22 protein-coding genes are annotated in these 17,364 nt (G+C 66.7%); 19 read left to right on the forward strand and 3 right to left on the reverse strand.

From position 1 onward, the window contains the following. Positions 1-13 precede the first annotated feature (13 nt). The 6 genes from purM (at position 14) to ABQZ09_RS03600 (ending at position 4,492) form a co-directional block, all read left to right on the forward strand. Positions 14-1,147: a phosphoribosylformylglycinamidine cyclo-ligase gene (gene purM / locus ABQZ09_RS03575; RefSeq protein ID WP_179454331.1), complete on the forward strand. Its 1,134-nt coding sequence runs from the start codon at positions 14-16 to the stop codon at positions 1,145-1,147. Positions 1,148-1,160: 13 nt separating this feature from the next. Next, positions 1,161-1,619: a hypothetical protein gene (locus tag ABQZ09_RS03580; RefSeq protein WP_047693836.1), complete on the forward strand. Its 459-nt coding sequence runs from the start codon at positions 1,161-1,163 to the stop codon at positions 1,617-1,619. A 22-nt stretch (positions 1,620-1,641) separates the two neighbouring features. Then, positions 1,642-2,259 (forward strand): DUF2238 domain-containing protein, encoded by a 618-nt coding sequence (locus tag ABQZ09_RS03585; RefSeq protein WP_349776140.1) that lies wholly within the window; start codon positions 1,642-1,644, stop codon positions 2,257-2,259. Then, positions 2,246-2,914, forward strand: a complete 669-nt coding sequence (purN, locus tag ABQZ09_RS03590) for a phosphoribosylglycinamide formyltransferase (protein ID WP_349776141.1) — start codon at positions 2,246-2,248, stop codon at positions 2,912-2,914. Before ABQZ09_RS03585 ends, purN begins: the two co-directional genes overlap by 14 nt. A gap of 64 nt (positions 2,915-2,978) precedes the next feature. Then, a complete protein-coding gene (locus tag ABQZ09_RS03595) occupies positions 2,979-3,806 on the forward strand; it encodes a DUF3108 domain-containing protein (protein ID WP_349776142.1) in 828 nt (275 codons plus the stop codon). Between the two features lie 2 nt (positions 3,807-3,808). Continuing rightward, entirely contained in the window at positions 3,809-4,492 is a 684-nt protein-coding gene (locus ABQZ09_RS03600) for a DUF3108 domain-containing protein (protein WP_349776143.1), read from the forward strand. 212 nt (positions 4,493-4,704) lie between these two features. On the opposite strand, the gene ABQZ09_RS03605 is transcribed toward ABQZ09_RS03600, so the two are convergent. From ABQZ09_RS03605 to ABQZ09_RS03615, 3 genes are all read right to left on the reverse strand, one after another. Then, complete coding sequence (locus tag ABQZ09_RS03605; RefSeq protein ID WP_039564667.1) at positions 4,705-5,028, reverse strand: hypothetical protein; 324 nt, start codon at positions 5,026-5,028, stop codon at positions 4,705-4,707. Next, positions 5,025-6,299 (reverse strand): UDP-N-acetylglucosamine 1-carboxyvinyltransferase, encoded by a 1,275-nt coding sequence (gene murA, locus ABQZ09_RS03610; protein ID WP_349776144.1) that lies wholly within the window; start codon positions 6,297-6,299, stop codon positions 5,025-5,027. Before murA ends, ABQZ09_RS03605 begins: the two co-directional genes overlap by 4 nt. Before the next feature lie 232 nt (positions 6,300-6,531). After that, complete coding sequence (locus ABQZ09_RS03615; RefSeq protein ID WP_046964476.1) at positions 6,532-6,759, reverse strand: BolA family protein; 228 nt, start codon at positions 6,757-6,759, stop codon at positions 6,532-6,534. A 53-nt stretch (positions 6,760-6,812) separates the two neighbouring features. On the opposite strand from ABQZ09_RS03615, the gene ABQZ09_RS03620 reads away from it, so the two are divergent. The 13 genes from ABQZ09_RS03620 to ptsP all read left to right on the forward strand — a co-directional run bounded on the left by ABQZ09_RS03620 (position 6,813) and on the right by ptsP (position 17,341). Beyond that, positions 6,813-7,814 carry a KpsF/GutQ family sugar-phosphate isomerase gene (locus tag ABQZ09_RS03620; RefSeq protein WP_166751921.1) on the forward strand — a complete coding sequence of 334 codons (1,002 nt, stop codon included), beginning with the start codon at positions 6,813-6,815 and terminating at the stop codon, positions 7,812-7,814. A 48-nt stretch (positions 7,815-7,862) separates the two neighbouring features. Then, positions 7,863-8,411: a KdsC family phosphatase gene (locus ABQZ09_RS03625; RefSeq protein WP_184438915.1), complete on the forward strand. Its 549-nt coding sequence runs from the start codon at positions 7,863-7,865 to the stop codon at positions 8,409-8,411. Next, positions 8,408-8,983, forward strand: coding sequence for an LPS export ABC transporter periplasmic protein LptC (gene lptC, locus ABQZ09_RS03630; protein WP_039409260.1), 576 nt, complete (start codon positions 8,408-8,410; stop codon positions 8,981-8,983). The genes ABQZ09_RS03625 and lptC overlap by 4 nt, the downstream gene beginning before the upstream one ends. Further along, entirely contained in the window at positions 8,961-9,515 is a 555-nt protein-coding gene (lptA, locus tag ABQZ09_RS03635) for a lipopolysaccharide transport periplasmic protein LptA (RefSeq protein WP_081422339.1), read from the forward strand. Before lptC ends, lptA begins: the two co-directional genes overlap by 23 nt. Continuing rightward, positions 9,515-10,234 (forward strand): LPS export ABC transporter ATP-binding protein, encoded by a 720-nt coding sequence (gene lptB / locus ABQZ09_RS03640; protein ID WP_039409264.1) that lies wholly within the window; start codon positions 9,515-9,517, stop codon positions 10,232-10,234. Before lptA ends, lptB begins: the two co-directional genes overlap by 1 nt. Positions 10,235-10,274: 40 nt before the next feature. After that, complete coding sequence (locus tag ABQZ09_RS03645) at positions 10,275-11,714, forward strand: RNA polymerase factor sigma-54 (RefSeq protein WP_184556463.1); 1,440 nt, start codon at positions 10,275-10,277, stop codon at positions 11,712-11,714. An 87-nt stretch (positions 11,715-11,801) separates the two neighbouring features. Then, positions 11,802-12,119, forward strand: coding sequence for a ribosome hibernation-promoting factor, HPF/YfiA family (gene hpf, locus ABQZ09_RS03650; protein ID WP_005913379.1), 318 nt, complete (start codon positions 11,802-11,804; stop codon positions 12,117-12,119). A 21-nt stretch (positions 12,120-12,140) separates the two neighbouring features. Beyond that, positions 12,141-12,599, forward strand: a complete 459-nt coding sequence (locus ABQZ09_RS03655; protein ID WP_039409285.1) for a PTS sugar transporter subunit IIA — start codon at positions 12,141-12,143, stop codon at positions 12,597-12,599. Continuing rightward, a complete protein-coding gene (hprK, locus tag ABQZ09_RS03660) occupies positions 12,596-13,546 on the forward strand; it encodes an HPr(Ser) kinase/phosphatase (protein ID WP_005993219.1) in 951 nt (316 codons plus the stop codon). Before ABQZ09_RS03655 ends, hprK begins: the two co-directional genes overlap by 4 nt. Beyond that, positions 13,543-14,415 carry an RNase adapter RapZ gene (gene rapZ, locus ABQZ09_RS03665; RefSeq protein WP_184556466.1) on the forward strand — a complete coding sequence of 291 codons (873 nt, stop codon included), beginning with the start codon at positions 13,543-13,545 and terminating at the stop codon, positions 14,413-14,415. Before hprK ends, rapZ begins: the two co-directional genes overlap by 4 nt. A 473-nt stretch (positions 14,416-14,888) precedes the next feature. After that, complete coding sequence (locus tag ABQZ09_RS03670; protein WP_039409290.1) at positions 14,889-15,281, forward strand: PTS sugar transporter subunit IIA; 393 nt, start codon at positions 14,889-14,891, stop codon at positions 15,279-15,281. Next, positions 15,274-15,543: an HPr family phosphocarrier protein gene (locus tag ABQZ09_RS03675; RefSeq protein ID WP_039409292.1), complete on the forward strand. Its 270-nt coding sequence runs from the start codon at positions 15,274-15,276 to the stop codon at positions 15,541-15,543. The genes ABQZ09_RS03670 and ABQZ09_RS03675 overlap by 8 nt, the downstream gene beginning before the upstream one ends. A gap of 58 nt (positions 15,544-15,601) precedes the next feature. Continuing rightward, the gene (gene ptsP / locus ABQZ09_RS03680) at positions 15,602-17,341 is read left to right on the forward strand and encodes a phosphoenolpyruvate--protein phosphotransferase (RefSeq protein WP_184556470.1); all 1,740 of its coding nucleotides are present in this window, start codon (positions 15,602-15,604) and stop codon (positions 17,339-17,341) included. The last annotated feature ends 23 nt before the right edge of the window (positions 17,342-17,364 follow it).

Here is a 17,364-nt window from a genome sequence, read left to right on the forward strand (position 1 = left end):
GTATCCAGGTGAATTGTTGCCCGAATGGGGCGCTAGCGCCAACGTGGCTGTTAAAATCGCCGCCTTTACTGCCGAGCCACCCACGCCCGTGACCAGCCCAACGCCTTCTACTCCCTCGCCCATGACCTACCGCGACGCAGGCGTCGACATCGATGCCGGCAACGCCTTGGTCGAACGCATCAAGCCGCTGGTCAAGCGCAGCTTCCGGCCGGAGGTGATGGGTGGCCTGGGCGGCTTTGGCGCGCTGTTCGACCTGTCCGGCAAGTACAAGGAGCCGGTGCTGGTCTCCGGCACCGACGGCGTGGGCACCAAGCTCAAGCTGGCACAGCAACTGGGCCGCCACGACACCATCGGCATCGACCTGGTCGGCATGTGCGTCAACGACGTGCTGGTGCAGGGCGCCGAACCGCTGTTCTTCCTGGACTACTTCGCCACCGGCAAGCTGGATGTGGACACTGCGGCTGCGGTGGTGGGCGGCATTGCACGCGGTTGCGAGCTGTCCGGTTGCGCGTTGATCGGCGGCGAAACCGCCGAAATGCCCGACATGTACCCGCCCGGCGAGTACGACCTGGCCGGCTTCACCGTCGGTGCGGTGGAAAAGTCGCAGTTGCTGGACGGCGCACAGGTACGCGCCGGCGACGTGCTGATCGGCATCGCGTCTTCCGGCCCGCATTCCAACGGCTATTCGTTGATCCGCAAGATCTACGAACGCGCCGGCGCGCCGGCCGAGCACGTGCTGGACGATGGCACCAGGTTGATCGATGCCTTGATGGCGCCCACCGCGCTGTACGTCAAGCCGGTGCTGGCGCTGCTGAAATCGCATGGCGAATCGATCCACGCCATGGCGCATATCACCGGCGGCGGGCTGACCGAAAACATCATTCGCGTGATTCCGGATGGCCTGGGCCTGGAGATCGATGCCAAGGCGTGGACGCTGCCGCCGGTCTTTGCCTGGCTGCAGCGCGAAGGCGCGGTGGCCGATGCCGAAATGTGGCGCACCTTCAACTGCGGGATCGGGTTCGTGCTGGTCGCATCGCCCGATCAGGCGGCGGCGCTGGAACAGGCGCTGGATGGCCAGTCGCTCGCCCACTGGCGGATCGGCCAGGTGGTCGCCGCGCACGGCGACGAGCGCGTGCAGATCGGCTGACCAGGAACCTCGCATGGACGCTTCCCCGCCCCTGGCCGCTCCGTCGGCCAGCGCCGACGACCTGCAGCATCTCAAGCTGCTGTCGATCTTTCATTACGTGCTGGCCGGCATCACCGGGCTGTTTTCGCTGTTCCCGCTGATCCATCTGGTCATGGGGCTGGCCATTGTCACCGGGCAGTTGCCGATGCAGGGCAGCAATGGGGAACCCGCACCTGCCGAGATGCGCCTGTTCGGCTGGATCTTCGTGGTGTTCGCGGCCGCCCTGATCACCGGCGGCCTGACCCTGGCCGGGTTCATGGCCTATGCCGGGCGCTGCATCGCCCAGCGCCGGCGGCATCTGCTCTGTCTGATCGTGGCGGGCATCTCCTGCAGCTTCATGCCGTTCGGGACCGTGCTTGGAGTCTTCACGCTGGTCACCTTGCTGCGCCCCCAGGTCAAGGCACTGTTCGGCGCTGCGCCTGCCGCAGGTTGAAATGAAGGCGAGCCCACGCGCCATGCGCCGTCCGAAGCTGGCCGCGTTGGTCGCCACGCTGGCAGTGTTTGCAGCAAGCTGGATCGCCCCGCTGTGGCCGCTCGAGCAGGCGCTGCACAGTACGTTGACCGTGGCCGGGCTGATTGCGCTGGTGGGTGTCGACCGTCGCTGCCCGATGGACACCGGTGCCTTTACAGCGATCTGCGTGTTCATCTGCATGCACTGCATCGGCGCACGCTGGCTGTATTCCAACGTGCCCTACGAACACTGGAGCCGGCAGCTGCTGCACTGGTCGCCTGCTACGGCGTTCGGCTGGACGCGCAATCATTTCGACCGGCTGATCCATCTGCTGTTCGGGCTGTGCTTTACCCCGGCCGTGATGCAGCTGGCGGTGCGGCGATGGCCGCGATTGACGCGGCGTCAGGCCTTCGCGCTGACGGTGATGAGCATCATGTGCGTCAGCCTGATTTACGAGTGGTTCGAATGGGGCATTGCGCTGCTGCTGTCGCCGCAGGCCGCCGAAGCCTACAACGGCCAGCAGGGCGATCCCTGGGACGCGCATACCGACATGCTGCTGGCCACCCTCGGCAGCCTGGCGGCCTACCCCGTGGTGAGGACATTGCTCAATGCACGCAACTGACGCCCCGCTCCGCCTGGCCGTACTGGCCTCCGGCCGCGGCAGCAACCTGCAGGCCATGCTCGATGCCATCGCCAGCGGGCGCCTGCACGCAACCGTGGTCGGGGTGTTCTCCGATCGCCCGCAGGCGCCGGCCCTGCAGAAGGTGGACGCGGCACGGCGCTGGAGCGCCAGCCCGCGCGCGTTTGCCGACAGGGACGCGTTCGATGCGGCGCTGGGCGATGCGATCGCCGCCGTGCAGCCGGACTGGATCGTCTGCGCCGGCTACATGCGCATCCTCGGCGAGCCGCTGGTGCGCCGCTTTGCCGGCCGCATGCTCAATATCCACCCGTCGCTGCTGCCCAAGTATCGCGGCCTGCACACCCATGCGCGCGCGCTGGAAGCCGGCGATGCCGAACATGGCGCCAGCGTGCATCTGGTGGTGCCCGAGCTGGATGCCGGCAGCGTGATCGCACAGGCCCGCGTGCCGGTGCTGCCTGGCGACAGTGCCGACCAGCTGGCTGCGCGTGTCCTGGCCCGCGAGCATCCGCTGCTGCTTGCCACCCTCGACCTGCTGGCCAGTGGGCGTGTGCAGATCCACGGCGATGCGATCCACCTCGACGGTCAGTGCCTGTTTACGCCACTACGACTAGAGTCCGCTGACACCGTATTCGCCTGAATGCGCAGACGCCCCCCTCATCCTGCCTCGGACATCCTTGTGGGCCCTGTGCCCCAATCAGCGCATGAACGTCCTTCCGATCGCCGCCGCGCTGTTGACCACCGCCCTGCTCACGCAGGCCGGCCCCGGCCGCGCGCAACAGGCCCCTCACGTCCCCGCGCCCGCCCAGCCAATGCCGGTGGCCCCTGCTGCGGCGGCACCGGCATCTGCCGCCACCCTGCCCGCCAGCACCTGGACGCCGCCACGGCTGGAGCCGTTCGTGGCGACCTACCAGGCGTTCTATCGCGGCAAGGAAGCGGGCGACGCCACGATGCAGGTCAGCCACGGCGATGGCAGCCAGTGGCGCATCGACATGTCGGTACGCGGCCGTAAAGGCTTTGCCAGCATCCTGGGCCTGAACCTGGAGCAGAGCACGGTATTCCGTGTCGACGGTGACACCTACGTGCCGCTGAGCCAGAGCACCGTGCGCAAGGCGGTGTTCTTCGGCAAGAAGGTCACCGGCGTCTACAACTGGCAGGCCGGCACAGCGCAATGGGATGGCGATCTGAAGAAGGAACGCCAACAACCGATTCCGCTGCAGCCCGGCGACCAGAGCGCGCTCTCCTTGAACCTGTCGCTGATGCGCGACGCGCAGCCCGGCCGCAGCCTGAGCTACCGCTATGTCGACGTGGGCAAGGTGCGCAAGTACGACTACCGCGCCGCCGACACCACCGAGGTGGTGCAGGTCGGCGACCTGAGCTACGACGCGTTGCGCGTGTATCGCGTCAACGGCGGCGACAACGAAACCATCCTCTGGATCGCCAACGGGGTTCCGACCCCGGTGCGCATCCTGCAACGTGACAAAGGTGAGGATCAGGTCGATCTCCGCCTGGTCGAATACCAAGGAGCCTGACCATGACATTCTCTTTCCGCCCCAGCGCATTGATCGCCGCCGCTGCCCTGGCCGTGACCAGCCTGCCGGCGTTTGCCGTGCAGCCCTTCCAGGCCGACTACTCGGCCAATTACATGGGTATGCAGGCCAACGGCACCATGACCCTGGCCGCGGCCGGCGCCAACCAGTGGCGCTACACGCTGACCATCCAGAACCAGCTGGCCAACCTGACCCAGAGCACGGTGTTCGAGGAAGCCAACGGCCAATTGCGCCCGGTGAGCAGCAACGACACCTCGTCGATGATGGTCAAGCGCCGCAACGTCACCGCCAATTACGACTGGAAGACCAGCCAGGCCACCTGGGGTGGCGACATCAAGCCGGACCGTCGCGGTCCGGTCAAGCTGCAGCCTGGCGATATGGACGCATTGCTGATCAACCTGGCAATCACCCGCGACCTGGCCGCCGGCAAGCCGCTCAACTACCGCATGGTGGACGAAGGCCGCATCAAGCCAATGAGCTACAAGGTGGTCGGCAAGGAAACCATCACCGTCAACGGCAAACAGGAACAGGCCACCAAGGTCTCGCGCGTGGACGGCGACAAGGAATTGATCGCCTGGGTGGTCAAGGACCTGCCGGTGCCGGCGCGCCTGCTGCAGAAGGAAAAGGGCCAGGATGCGCTGGACCTGACCATCAAGGGCCTGCGCTAAGCGCCAGGCGCCCCTGGTAGGAGCGTGCCTGCGCGCGACGGGGCTTTACGGGTAACGCCCCGTCGCGCGCGGGCACGCTCCTACCAGACCATGGGAACCTGCTCGACAGGCATCTTGCCTCCGACAGCGATGAAGAGCCCGGCTGCGAGCCGGGCTCTTCATTCCGATCGGCATGCGGCGGAATCTCCGCAGCATGCAGAAACGCTCGACCCTCAGGGCTTGGCCGCCGCCTTGTCATCGCCACTGGAAAACACCGTGCGGCAGTCCACCCGGATCTGCTCATCCGTGCCGCGCCAATAAAACAGGTCGCAATGGCGCTTGCCTTCGACGGTCTTTTTTACCGCCACCGCATAGAACGACTGCGCGATCTCGTTGCGGCTGGCGGTGCCGTCGCCGTTCCAGTCCATGTCCTTGAACTCGACGCCCTGGGTGATGGCCATGCCCACGCTCCATGCGTAGGCCAGCCACGCCAAGATCAGCACGATCACGCCCAGCAGGATCTTGCGCCGGGTGGTGAAGCGTCCGCGCAGGATCATGCGCTGCGCCGGATGGTCGCGCCCAGCGCCCCCAGCTTCTCCTCGATGTTTTCGTAGCCACGGTCCAGGTGGTAGATGCGATCGATGGTGGTGTCGCCGTCGGCCACCAGGCCGGCCAGGATCAACGATGCCGACGCGCGCAGATCGGTCGCCATCACCGGCGCGCCGCTCAGGCGTTCGGCACCGCGCACGATGGCGGTATGGCCTTCGACCTGGATGTCCGCGCCCAGGCGCAGCAGCTCGTTGACGTGCATGAAGCGGTTTTCGAAGATGGTTTCGTTGATCACGCCTACGCCGTCTGCCACGCAGTTGAGCGCCATGAATTGCGCCTGCATGTCGGTGGGAAACGCCGGGTATGGCGCGGTGGTCAGGTTGACCGCACGCGGGCGCTTGCCGTGCATGTCCAGGGTGATGCTGTCGGCGGTGGTGGTGATGCTGGCGCCAGCTTCGGTGAGCTTGTCCAGCACCGCATCCAGGGTGTCCGGGCGTGCGCGGCGCACGTTGACGCTGCCGCCGGTCATCGCCGCGGCCACCAGGAAGGTGCCGGTTTCGATGCGATCCGGCAGCACCGCATGGTGCCCGCCGCCCAGACGCTCGACACCCTGCACCACGATGCGCGGGGTACCGGCGCCTTCGATCTGCGCACCGAGCGCGATCAGGCAATCGGCCAGGTCGGTCACCTCCGGTTCCATCGCCGCGTTTTCCAGCACCGTGGTGCCTTCGGCCAGCACGGCCGCCATCAGCACGTTTTCGGTGCCGGTGACGCTGACCATGTCGAACACGTAGCGGCCGCCCTTCAGGCGCCCGCTACTGGTGGCCTTGATGTAGCCATTCTCCACGCTGATGTCGGCACCCAGCGCCTGCAGGCCCTTGATGTGCTGATCCACCGGGCGCGAGCCGATCGCGCAACCGCCGGGCAGCGAGACTTCGGCGGTGCCGTAGCGCGCCAGCAGCGGGCCTAGCACCAGGATCGAAGCGCGCATGGTCTTGACCAGCTCGTACGGGGCGACCTGATGGGTGACCGAACGCGGATCGACCAGGATCGAGCGGCCCTTGGCCAGCGTGCCTTCGTCGATGGTGACCTCGGCGCCCAGCTCACCGAGCAGCTTCACCGTGGTGATCACGTCGTGCAGGTGCGGCACGTTGCTGATTTCCACCGGCGCGTCGGCCAGCAGGGTGGCGCACAGGATCGGCAGCACGGCGTTCTTGGCGCCGGAAATATTGACTTCGCCGTGCAGCGCTTGGCCGCCGGTCACTACGATTTTTGCCATGGGAATCTGAGAAGTCCGAAGTAAGGGTATGTCGGGGGAAGGACGTGCGGCCGGACGGCCTTTAGGCGAACGGCGCTGAGACCGGGAGACCGAGCGCCACGCTGGGCATTGCCTGGACGCGCTGGACACCGACACGCGGTGATCGTGGACCCAAGCCAGGGAGCCGAGGATGCAGCTGCATGCCGATTCCCGTCCCGGCCCGGCCGCCTGGCGGCGAGCGCGGTTGCCGGGCTCAGCCTTCCTCGGGGGTCAGCGTCTTGAGCTGCAGCGCGTGGATCGCCCCGCCCATCAGCTCGCCCAGGGTCGCGTAGACCATGCGGTGGCGCGCCAGCGGGGCCTTGCCCGCAAATGCGGGGCTGACCACGGTGGCCTCGAAGTGCACGCCATCGTCGCCGTGCACGTCGACGCGGGCTTCAGGCAAGCCGGATTCGATGAGTTTACGGATGGTTTCGGCGTCCAAAGGGCGTTTCCTCATAAAATGAGCGCACATTCTACTCTTCACCCGAGTCCTGCATGGCTGTCTCGCCCCTGCCCATCGCCACCGTCAGCGACGCCAGCCTGGTCGCCAGCGGCCAGCGCGTGCTCCAGATCGAGCAGGACGCACTGGCCAGCGTGGGCGAGCGGATCGGCAGCGACTTTGCCGCCGCCTGCCGGCTGGTGCTGGCCTCGCGCGGGCGCGTGGTGGCTACCGGCATGGGCAAGTCCGGACATATCGCACGCAAGATCGCCGCCACCCTGGCATCGACCGGCACCCCGGCGTTCTTCGTACATCCTGGCGAGGCCGGCCACGGCGACCTGGGCATGATCACCGAGGCCGACATCGTGCTGGCGCTGTCGTATTCCGGCGAATCGGACGAAGTGCGCATGCTGCTGCCGGTGCTCAAGCGCCAGGGCAACCCGATCATCGCCATGACCGGGCGCGCAGGTTCCACCCTGGCCCAGGCCGCCGACGTGCACCTGGACGTCAGCGTCTCCGCCGAAGCCTGCCCGCTGCACCTGGCCCCAACCTCCAGCACCACCGCCTCGCTGGCCATGGGCGATGCGCTGGCCGTGGCACTGCTCGATGCCCGCGGCTTCACCGCCGACGACTTTGCGCGCTCGCATCCGGCCGGCAGCCTGGGCCGGCGGCTGCTGCTGCATATCACCGACGTGATGCACGCCGGCGACGACCTGCCGCGCGTGCGCGAGGACGCCAGCCTGAGCGAGGCGTTGATGGAAATGAGCCGCAAGCGCCTCGGCATGACCGCCGTGGTCGATGGCCAGGACCGGCTGATCGGCCTGTTCACCGACGGCGATCTGCGCCGCGCCCTGGACAGCGATATCGATGTGCGCAATGCCGGCATCGCCGAGGTGATGACGCGCAACCCGCGCACCATCGGCGCCGACCAGCTCGCCGCCGAGGCCGCACGGCTGATGGAGGACTACAAGATCAACGGCCTGATCGTGGTGGACGCACAACAGCGCGCGGTCGGCGCATTGAACATTCACGACCTGTTGCGCGCCAAGGTGGTTTAACAGGTTCAGTTTTCAACCGCCGGACCCCGTTCCTACTGATTCGTGCCGATGCCCTACTCTCCCTTGCAGCACCTTCCCGCCGACCTGATCGACCGCGCCGCGCGGATCCGCCTGGCCTGTTTCGACGTCGACGGCACCCTGACCGACGGGCGCCTGTACTACGACCACGCCGGCAACGAGAGCAAGGCGTTCAACGTGCTGGACGGCCAGGGCCTCAAGCAACTCGAGCATGCCGGCATCCATGTGGCACTGATCACTGCACGTGCCAGCCTGTCGGCGGAAAAACGCGGCCAGGACCTGGGCCTGCACGTGCAGATCGGGGTCAGGAACAAGCGCCTGGCGGTCCTGGCGCTGTGCCAGGAACATGGCCTGTCGCTGGACCAGGTGCTGTTCATGGGCGATGACCTGCCCGATCTGCCCGCCCTGCTGGCGGTCGGCCTGCCGGTGGCCCCGGCCAACGCACACCCCTGGATTGCCGAGCGCGTGCAGTGGCACACCCGCGCCCGTGGCGGCGAAGGCGCGGCCCGCGAGGTCTGCGACGTGGTGCTGGCCGCGCAGGGCCAGGTCGAGGGCATCATCGAAAGGTTTTCCGCATGAACTGGAACTGGAGAACCACCCTGGGCGTGGTGCTGTTCGCCGCCGCCGTGATCTCCGGCTGGTCGGCGTGGCAGCAGCGCGCGCGCCCGGTCGCGGCGGCAGTGGACGAGTCGAAGGCGGACTACGTGCTGCGCGATTTCGAGCTGATCGCGCTGGACAAGCAGACCGGCAAGGAATCGATGACGCTGCGCGCGCCGGAAATGCACCGCAACCGCGCCGACCAGACCTCGGACATCACCACGCCGGTGTTCCTGCTGCCCGACAACGCCAACCAGCCGTGGACGCTGCGCGCCAAGACCGGCTGGGTCAGCCCCAAGGGCGACGAACTGCGCCTGCGCGGCAGTGTCGAAGGCGACAGCCCCACCACCGGCAACACCCCGCCAACCACCTTCCGCACCGAAAGCCTGGACGTGTTCCCGCAGCAGAATCTCGCCAAGACCGCCGCGCCGGTGAGCATGAGCCGGCCGGGTATCATGCAGAGCGGGGTCGGCTTCGAGGCCGATCTCAAATCACGCCAGTACAAGCTCCTTTCTCAGGTCAAGACCCGCTATGAACCGAATGCTGCCCGCTAAACTGGCGTTTGCCGCGCTGCTGTTGCCCGCGATGGCCATGGCCAAGACCAGCGATCGCAATCAGCCGATGGCGATCGACTCCAATGCCAACGATTGCAACATGCTCGACGACAGCGGCAAGTGCCGTTTCAGCGGCAATGTGGTGATCACCCAGGGCACGCTGGAAATCCATGCCGACACCGCCGACATCTTCCAGAAGAACGGGCAGACCGACCGCGTGGTGCTCACCGGCAAGCAGGCCACGCTCAAGCAGCAGATGGACGACGGCGCGATGATGAACGGCCAGGCCGACAACATCGAGTACCAGGTCGCCAACGAAGTCATCGTCCTGACCGGCAATTACAAGGTCGACTCGCCCAAGGGCACCAACGCCGGCCAGCGCATGGTCTACAACACCAAGACCGGCAACATGCAGAGCGGTGGCGATGGCAGCCGCGTGCGCACCATCATCCAGCCGAAGACCGCTGCGCCTGCCGCGGCCACGCCGGCGCCGGCCGCCAAGCCCGCGGCCAAGCCGCAGGGGAAGAAGTAATGCTGGTCGCCACCGGTCTGCGCAAGAAGTACAAGCAGCGCGAAGTGGTCAAGGAGTTCGGCCTGACGCTGGAAGCCGGCGAAGTGGTCGGCCTGCTCGGCCCCAACGGCGCCGGCAAGACCACCTGCTTCTACATGATCGTGGGTCTGGTCGAGGCCGATGCCGGGCGCATCGAGCTGGACGGCCGCGATCTCACCGCCGAGCCGATGTACGCACGCGCCAAACTCGGCGTGGGCTACCTGCCGCAGGAGCCGTCGATCTTCCGCAAGCTCACCGTGGCCGACAACATCCGCCTGGTGCTGGAACTGCGCGAGGAGCTGGACAACGCCGGCCGCGAGAAGGAGCTGGTTTCGCTGCTGGATGAGTTGCAGATCACCCACGTCGCCGATCAGCTCGGTGCGAGCCTGTCCGGTGGCGAGCGGCGCCGTTGCGAGATCGCGCGTGCGCTGGCCGCCAAGCCACGCATGATGCTGCTGGACGAACCATTCGCCGGCGTCGATCCGATTTCGGTCGGCGAGATCCAGCGCATCATCATCCACCTCAAGGAACGCGGCATCGGCGTGCTGATCACCGATCACAACGTGCGCGAGACCTTGGGAATCTGTGACCGCGCGTATATCCTCGCCGAGGGGGGCGTGCTGGCGCAGGGGGCACCGGACGCGCTGCTGGCCAATCCCGACGTCCGTCGCGTGTATCTGGGGGAAACCTTCCGCCTTTGAGCGCGTCGCCGCGCCAACGCTTTTTTCAGTCAGTGCCCGCATGAAAGCCCGGCTCCAGACATCGCTAGGACAACAGTTGGTCATGACGCCGCAGTTGCGTCAGGCGATCAAGCTATTGCAGATGTCCACCACCGAGCTGGAAGTGGAAATCGCCGAAGCAGTGGAAACCAATCCACTGCTGGAATGGGCCGATGAAGCGGCGCATGCGGCCAACGAACCGGCGCCCGAGGCGAGCGCATCGTCGTCCAGCGAAGAACCGCAGCGCGAAGATCCGGCCCCTGCCGAGCGCGACGATGACTGGTCGCAGGACGAACTGCAGTGGAGCGGCTCGGGCAGCGGCGGCAGTTTCGACGACGACGAGTCCGGTGACGCCGCCGAACGTGTGGCCGAGTCCGAGACGCTGGCCGACCATCTGCTGTGGCAGCTGCACCTGTCGCCGTTGTCGCCGCGCGATCGCCAGATCGGCGCGATGCTGATCGACGCGCTGGACGAGGACGGCTATCTGCGCGAGCCGCTGCCGGCCATTCTGGAGACGCTGGCGCTGGGCGCGGCGGTGGACGAGGCCGAAGTGCTCACCGTGTTGCACCAGATCCAGCGCTTCGACCCGGTCGGCGTGGGTGCACGTACCCTGGGCGAATGCCTGGCGCTGCAGTTGGCCGTGCTCGACCCGGCCACCCCCGGGCGCGAGCTGGCCCAGCAGATCGTCGCCGGCCCGCTGGAACGGCTGCCGCGCAGCGGCGTGGCCGGGCTGGCACACGAACTCAAACGCTCCACCGCCGATGTCGAGCAGGCGGTGCAGCTGGTGCGCTCGCTGGACCCGCGCCCGGGCAAGCAGATCGGCGAACTGGCGCAGGACACCTATGTGGTGCCCGATTGCGTGATCTGGCGCCAGCGCGGGGTCTGGCGCGCCTCCTTGGCCGGCCGCGCGCAGCCCAAGGTCACCATCCACCGCGGCTACGAGAACCTGATCCGCAGCTGCGGCGAGTCCGACGCCGGCTACCTGCGCGGGCAGCTGCAGGAAGCACGCTGGCTGCTCAAGAGCCTGGAAGCGCGCGGCGAAACCCTACTCCGGGTGGTGCGCTGCCTGCTGCACCACCAGGCCGGGTTCCTGGAATTCGGCGCGCAGGCGCTGCGGCCGTTGACCCTGCGCGAGATCGCCGGCGAGCTCGGCCTGCACGAGTCGACCATTTCCCGCGCCATTGCCCGCAAGTACGTGCGCACCCCGCGCGGCACCATCCCGTTGCGCTCGTTCTTTGCCTCCGGCATCGACACCGACAGCGGCGGCGAGGCCTCCAGCACTGCCATCCAGGCCATGATCCGGCGCCTGATCGATGCAGAAAACCCGCGCAAACCCTTGTCGGACGCCAAGCTGGCGGATCTGCTGAAAACCTCCGGCGTACCAGTGGCGCGGCGCACCGTTGCGAAGTATCGTGAGGCCATGAACATTTCCGCTTCCCACGAACGCGTGCGCATCGCCTGACGTTGCAACCACCGCAACGCCGGCCTGCGCCGGGTTAGTCGGATCACCGGAACGGTTCATTGGCCCACCGACCAATGGAGGTATCCGATGCGCATCGAGACGTATGGCCACCAGCTTGAAGTGACCCCCGCCCTGCGGGAGTACGTGGCAAGCAAGCTGCAGCGACTGCAGCGCCATTTCGACCAGCACTGTGAAGTCCGAACGCAGCTGGCCGTTCGCAAGCCGGACCACCACGTGGTCGCCACCGTCAACCTTCCCGGTCGCACGCTGCACGCAGATGCCAGCGGTTCCACCATGTACGCCGCCATCGACCTGCTGGTCGACAAGCTCGACCGCCTGGTGCTCAAGCACAAAGAAAAGAAATGTAACCACCACGCACGCGAGGTGCGCGACAATCCCGCATGACGCTTCCCGCTTGATGCCCTCATGCCTTTAAACGATCTGATGGCGGCCGTGCGCACCGTGGTGTCGCCGGCCGCCGATCGCGACACCGTCCTGCACACCGCCGCCGATCTGCTGTCCTGCCGCCAGGCCGGCGCAGACGAGCTCTACGCCAACCTGTGCGAGCGCGAGGCCCTGGGCAGTACCGCCATCGGCCACGGCATCGCCATTCCGCATGGACGTTGCCCCAATCTGACCGAACCCCGCGGCGCCCTGCTGCGGCTGGACACGCCGGTGGCCTTTGGCGGCGACGAGCCGGTGGATCTGATCTTTGCGATGGCCGTGCCCGCGCACTACACCCACCAGCATCTGATGCTGTTGTCGGAACTGGCCGAGCGCTTTTCCGACGCCGACTTTCGCCAGCAATTGCGCGCAGCGCCCAATGCCGATGCCCTGCTCGCGTTGCTGACCGACGTCCCGCCACCTCAGGCCAGCGCGGCATGAATACCAGCATCACCGCACGCGAGTTGTTCGACCAGCAGCGCGACAAGCTGGCGCTGCGCTGGGTCGCCGGCCAGAAGGGTGAGCACCGCGAGATCCAGGCCGGCAGCAACAATGCGCGGCGCCCGTCGCTGGCCGGGTATCTCAACGTGATCTACCCCAACAAGGTGCAGATCCTGGGCACCGAGGAACTGGCCTGGCTGGATTCGCTGGATGCCCGGCAGCGCTGGGAAACCATCGAAAAGATCATCCAGGTACAGCCGCTGGCGCTGGCGATCAGCAAGAACCAGTCCTGCCCGGAAGACCTGCGCGCGGCGGCCGACGAATCCAATACGCCGCTGTGGATCTCGCCCAAGCGTGGCCATGAACTACTCAACCACCTGTCCTACCACCTGGCGCGCACACTGGCGCCACGGGTCACGTTGCATGGCGTGTTCATGGAGATCTATTCGATCGGCGTGCTGATCACCGGTGAAGCCGGCTCGGGCAAGAGCGAGCTGGCGCTGGAACTGCTCAGCCGTGGTCACCGGCTGGTGGCCGACGACGCGCCCGAATTCACCCAGATCGCCCCCGACGTGCTCGACGGCACCTGCCCGGAACTGCTGCAGGACCTGCTGGAAGTGCGCGGCCTGGGCGTGTTGAACGTGCGCGACATGTTCGGCGACACCGCGGTGAAGAAGAACAAATACCTGCGCCTGATCGTGCACCTGACCCGGCCGATGACCGAGCCCACGCCGTCCGGTTACGAGCGCCTGACCGGCGATTCCGGCAGCCGCCACGTACTGGACCTGGACGTGCCGCTGATCACCCTGCCGGTGATGCCCGGCCGCAACCTGGCCGTGCTCACTGAGGCGGCCACCCGGCTGCATATCCTGCGCACCAAGGGCATCGACCCGGCGGCGATGTTCATCGCCCGCCACAGCAACCTGCTGGAGCGACGCACGCCATGAGTATCGCGCCCTCCACGCTGATGATCGTGAGCGGGCTGTCCGGCTCGGGCAAATCGGTCGCGCTGAAGACCTTCGAGGACCTGGACTATTACTGCTCGGACAACCTGCCGGTGGAGTTGCTGCCGGACTTCGTCAAGAGCCGCCTGCGTGGCAACCCGCTCGGCGACCAGCGGCTGGCGGTGGGCATCGACGTCCGCAGCCGCAGCGACCTGACCCAGCTGGCGCAATGGCGCCAGGCCGCGCAGGAATACGGCATCGAGGCGCGGCTGCTGTTTTTCGAGGCCAGCGACGAGGCGTTGATCAAGCGCTACGCCGACACCCGGCGCCGCCATCCCTTGAGCCATCTTGGCCTGGCCTTGCCGGAAGCGATCACCCGCGAGCGCCAGTTGACCGAACCGCTGCGACTGCAGGCCGATGCCATCATCGACACCAGTGCGCTCAACGTGCATCAGCTGCGTCGCCGCGTGGTGACCGAGTTTGCGCTCGGCTCCAATGATCGCCTGTCGCTGTTGTTCGAATCGTTCGCCTACAAGCGCGGCGTGCCCGCCGAAGCCGACTTCGTGTTCGATGCACGCGTGCTGCCCAATCCGCACTGGGACCCGGAGCTGCGCCCGCTCACCGGGCGCGATGCCGCGGTGCGCGAGTATCTGGACAAGGAAGCCGATGTGCAGCGTTACAGCGCGCAGATCGTGGACCTGCTCGACACCTGGCTGCCGCGCTTGCGCAACGACACCCGCAGCTACGTGACCATCGCCTTCGGCTGCACCGGTGGCAAGCACCGCTCGGTGTACATGGCCGAACGCATGGCCCGGCATGCGCGCGAGCAGGGTTGGCCGGAAGTGGCGACGTTTCATCGCGAGCAGGATTGAAATTCCGGGAATCGGGAATCGTTACAGCGGCATTCTGCGAACTGTTTGTGCTGCACCCATGTGAGAGGGTGCTTTTTGCAGTGCCTTAGTGTGGAATGCGGATGGCTTGCGGCTGGTGGGTGCTATGCCGGGCGACAACGTCGCACCCGATGCGACTGACTCAGCGACGTCCCAACGCCGCGTGCCGTGTTTGTTCAATCCCCACGCAACACGGCACGACGAACGCGGCGGCGGCGTGTCGGACTGCATGACTACACCGCTGCCGGTTGCCGCGGCAACAGCAGCGCCCGCTTGTGCGGTTGGCCATATTGCTGGCGCTGTGCATGTCGCGGAGCAGTGCCGCACGTTGCGACGCGCTGACGGTATCGGTGCAGCCAGGTCGCTGGAGTGGTCCTAAACGGCTATTCAGTTCGCAACACATCGGTGCGGGCAAACGCTATCGCGCGGTCATGCTGACCTGTTAACGTTTCGGCATGGCCTGTGGCATTCTCCTCATTACCCATCCCGGCATCGGCGCGGCGTTATTGAACGTGGCGACGGGGCTGTTGCGGCATTTGCCGCTGAAGACCGAAGCGTTCGATGTGCCGTTCGATGCAGACCTGGACGCGTTGTTGCCCCAGGCCTCGGCGGCGATGCGCCGGGTCGACGGCGGCGACGGCGTGCTGGTCATGACCGACCTGTATGGCGCCAGCCCCAGCAATCTCGCCAGCCGGTTGGCCAAGCTGGGCACGCCGGTTCGCCGTGTGTCCGCGTTGAGCCTGCCGATGCTGCTGCGGGTGATGAATTACCCCGAACAAGGTTTGCAGGAACTGCCCGCCACTGCGGCGGCCGGTACCCGCAACGGAGCGATCATCGACGATGCTTGAACGCGAACTCATTGTGTCCAACCGACTCGGACTGCATGCGCGGGCAACCGCCAAGCTGGTGCAGACGCTGTCGTCCTATCGCAGCAACGCCACGCTGGCGGCCAAGGGCCGCGAAGTGAATGCCAAGAGCATCATGGGCGTGATGCTGCTCGCCGCCGGGCAAGGCACCAGCGTGGTGGTGCGGCTGGATGGCGAAGACGAAGCGCAGGCCTTGCAGGCGCTGGTGGAGTTGTTCGAGCGTCGTTTCGACGAGGACAGCTGAGCATGCGCGGCGTCGGTGCGGTTGCAGCCGACACGGCGCCAGCGCGCCGGGCACGCGCATGAGCCTGCGTTTGCGCGGACACGGCGCCTCGCGCGGCAATGCGCTCGGGCGTGCGCGCGTGCGCCAGAGCCACACCCTGGAAGTAGCCGAACAACGCGTGCCTGCCAATCAGGTGGAAACGCAATTGCAGCGCCTGCACACGGCCATCGAATCTGCACGGGTGGAAATGCAGCAACTGCGTGATCGCCTGCATGGCGCGCTGGCGCGCGAGGTAGGCGAATTTCTCGAGCTGCACGCCTTGCTGCTGGACGACCCGGAGCTGCTGCAGGGGCTGGACGAGCTGATCCGCACGCACCGCTATAGCGCCGACTATGCCTTGCGCGTGCAACGCGACCGCCTGGCGGCGGTGTTCGACGGCATGGAGGACGCCTACCTCAAGAGCCGCATGGACGACCTGGATCACGTCATCGGCCGCATCCATGCATTCCTGCACAAGCGTGCCCCCGATCTCAAAGGCGTGGCCGGCGAGATCCTGGTCTGCGACAACGTGGCGCCGTCCGAACTGGCGCAGCTGCAGGCCCAGGGCGTGGTCGGCATCGTCACCACCGCCGGTAGCGCGCTGTCGCACAGCGCGATCCTGGCGCGCAGCCTGCACCTGCCACTGGTGGTGGGGGTCAGCGACGCCGTCCAGCGCATCAACGATGGCGATGTGTTGATCGTCGATGCCGGCTCCGGCCAGGTGATCGTCGACCCCACCCCCGAGCATCTGCGCGATTACCGCGAGCGGCTGCGCGCATTGGCCAAGGAGCAACGCGAACTCGGGCGGCTGCGCTCCAAGCCCACGCGCACCCGCGACAACGTCGATATCACCCTGCTGGCCAATGCAGAATCGCTGGAAGACGTCGCGCGTGCGCATGCGCTGGGCGCCAGCGGGCTGGGACTGTATCGCACCGAATTCCTGTTCCTGCAGCGCAACGAGCTGCCGGACGAAGACGAGCAGTTCCAGACCTATCGCGACACGGTACTGGGCATGAGCGACCGCCCGGTCACCATCCGCACGCTGGACCTGGGCGCCGACAAGGCCGACCGCACCGGGCTGACCCTGAGCGACGAGGACAACCCGGCGCTGGGCCTGCGCGGCGTACGGCTGTCGCTGGCCCGCCCTGCGGTTGCGCAGGCGCAGCTGCGCGCGATCCTGCGCGCGTCCGGCTACGGGCAGGTGCGCATCCTGGTGCCCATGGTCAGCGGCCGCGAAGAAATCCAGTTGCTGCGCAAGCAACTGAAAAAAATCGCCGCGCAGCTGCGCGACGAGGGCCACGAGATCGCCGAACACATTCCACTGGGCGCGATGATCGAAGTGCCGGCGGCGGCGTTGGCGCTGGACTGCTTCATCGACGACATCGATTTCCTGTCGATCGGCACCAACGATCTGGTGCAGTACCTGCTGGCGGTGGATCGCAACAACGAAGCCTTGGGCGAGCTGTATTCGCCGCTGCACCCGGCGGTGCTGCGGCTGATTGCGCAGGTCATCGCCACCGGGCGCGCCCACGGCAAGCCGGTGGCGGTGTGCGGTGAGATCGCCGGCGACCCGCGTTTCGTACCGATGTTGCTGGCGTTGGGACTCACCGAATTCAGCCTGCATCCGGCCACCTTGCTGGAAGTGCGCCGCGCGGTACGCGACATCCACCTGGGCGAGCTGCGCGTGCATGGCGAGAAATTGCTGCGCGCACGTGACCGCAAGAGCATCGAGAAGTGGCTGGCCTCCATCGCACCAGGCGGCAGCTGCAAGAGCAGCTAGACCAGCGCTGCTGTACGTCCTTC

The sequence above is a fragment of the Xanthomonas sp. WHRI 6106 genome (genome assembly GCF_040202405.1).
Taxonomy (GTDB): domain Bacteria; phylum Pseudomonadota; class Gammaproteobacteria; order Xanthomonadales; family Xanthomonadaceae; genus Xanthomonas; species Xanthomonas cannabis.

Bases quoted from the DNA above. Each gene is read 5' to 3' on its own strand.
- ABQZ09_RS03580 (WP_047693836.1), top strand. From the start codon at position 1,161: ATGGACGCTTCCCCGCCCCTGGCCGCTCCGTCGGCCAGCGCCGACGAC.
- ABQZ09_RS03585 (WP_349776140.1), top strand. From the start codon at position 1,642: ATGCGCCGTCCGAAGCTGGCCGCGTTGGTCGCCACGCTGGCAGTGTTT.
- purN (WP_349776141.1), top strand. From the start codon at position 2,246: ATGCACGCAACTGACGCCCCGCTCCGCCTGGCCGTACTGGCCTCCGGC.
- ABQZ09_RS03595 (WP_349776142.1), top strand. From the start codon at position 2,979: ATGAACGTCCTTCCGATCGCCGCCGCGCTGTTGACCACCGCCCTGCTC.
- ABQZ09_RS03600 (WP_349776143.1), top strand. From the start codon at position 3,809: ATGACATTCTCTTTCCGCCCCAGCGCATTGATCGCCGCCGCTGCCCTG.
- ABQZ09_RS03605 (WP_039564667.1), bottom strand. From the start codon at position 5,028: ATGATCCTGCGCGGACGCTTCACCACCCGGCGCAAGATCCTGCTGGGC.
- murA (WP_349776144.1), bottom strand. From the start codon at position 6,299: ATGGCAAAAATCGTAGTGACCGGCGGCCAAGCGCTGCACGGCGAAGTC.
- ABQZ09_RS03620 (WP_166751921.1), top strand. From the start codon at position 6,813: ATGGCTGTCTCGCCCCTGCCCATCGCCACCGTCAGCGACGCCAGCCTG.
- ABQZ09_RS03625 (WP_184438915.1), top strand. From the start codon at position 7,863: ATGCCCTACTCTCCCTTGCAGCACCTTCCCGCCGACCTGATCGACCGC.
- lptC (WP_039409260.1), top strand. From the start codon at position 8,408: ATGAACTGGAACTGGAGAACCACCCTGGGCGTGGTGCTGTTCGCCGCC.
- lptA (WP_081422339.1), top strand. From the start codon at position 8,961: ATGAACCGAATGCTGCCCGCTAAACTGGCGTTTGCCGCGCTGCTGTTG.
- lptB (WP_039409264.1), top strand. From the start codon at position 9,515: ATGCTGGTCGCCACCGGTCTGCGCAAGAAGTACAAGCAGCGCGAAGTG.
- ABQZ09_RS03645 (WP_184556463.1), top strand. From the start codon at position 10,275: ATGAAAGCCCGGCTCCAGACATCGCTAGGACAACAGTTGGTCATGACG.
- hpf (WP_005913379.1), top strand. From the start codon at position 11,802: ATGCGCATCGAGACGTATGGCCACCAGCTTGAAGTGACCCCCGCCCTG.
- ABQZ09_RS03655 (WP_039409285.1), top strand. From the start codon at position 12,141: ATGCCTTTAAACGATCTGATGGCGGCCGTGCGCACCGTGGTGTCGCCG.
- hprK (WP_005993219.1), top strand. From the start codon at position 12,596: ATGAATACCAGCATCACCGCACGCGAGTTGTTCGACCAGCAGCGCGAC.
- rapZ (WP_184556466.1), top strand. From the start codon at position 13,543: ATGAGTATCGCGCCCTCCACGCTGATGATCGTGAGCGGGCTGTCCGGC.
- ABQZ09_RS03670 (WP_039409290.1), top strand. From the start codon at position 14,889: ATGGCCTGTGGCATTCTCCTCATTACCCATCCCGGCATCGGCGCGGCG.
- ABQZ09_RS03675 (WP_039409292.1), top strand. From the start codon at position 15,274: ATGCTTGAACGCGAACTCATTGTGTCCAACCGACTCGGACTGCATGCG.
- ptsP (WP_184556470.1), top strand. From the start codon at position 15,602: ATGAGCCTGCGTTTGCGCGGACACGGCGCCTCGCGCGGCAATGCGCTC.